Raw genomic sequence first — 539 nt, 5'->3', positions numbered from 1 at the left:
TCCCCGAGGCTTATCGCAGCCTCCTACGTCCTTCATCGGCTCCTGGTGCCAAGGCATCCACCGTACGCTCTTCATTACTTACAACAAAGATGCTCGCGTCCACTGTGCAATTCTCAAACAACACACACGCTCCCACCGAATATCCACACCATGACCACCACCGAAGTGATGCGGTCTGTCAGAAAGCGGAAGCCTGTATATGTCTTGCCTAGAAAGAAACACTCGCGTGTTCTCTCAGGACCCAACAGTGCATCGATATAACTCGTTCGTGTCCCCGGCATTGCCGGCGACACGATGAACGAATTGGTTGTCAGTGTTCCACCCGTGAGCACCGCCGGATGACGTATGCATCCGAAACGGTTTCTGTCCGTGCACCATCCATCACCTGTGTGATGGTCCGTGAACGGAAGAGGCTCCTTAGAAAGGAGGTGATCCAGCCGCACCTTCCGGTACGGCTACCTTGTTACGACTTCGTCCCAATCGCCGATCCCACCTTCGACGGCTCCCTCCCACGAGGGGTTAGGCCACCGGCTTCGGGT

At 55.8% G+C, this 539-nt stretch carries 2 rRNA genes; both read right to left on the bottom strand.

Annotation, left to right across the window (positions count from 1 at the left end):
* Window positions 1-84 (bottom strand): 23S ribosomal RNA (locus MTX35_RS25370); the annotation flags it as partial.
* Window positions 85-421: 337 nt separating this feature from the next.
* Window positions 422-539: ribosomal RNA gene (locus tag MTX35_RS25365) — 16S ribosomal RNA — on the bottom strand; the annotation flags it as partial.

The sequence above is a fragment of the Rhodococcus sp. ARC_M12 genome, assembly GCF_022810385.1.
Lineage (GTDB): Bacteria > Actinomycetota > Actinomycetes > Mycobacteriales > Mycobacteriaceae > Rhodococcoides > Rhodococcoides navarretei.
The sequence above is the reverse complement of the archived record's forward strand: the minus strand, read 5'-3'. Positions and strand labels throughout refer to the sequence as shown.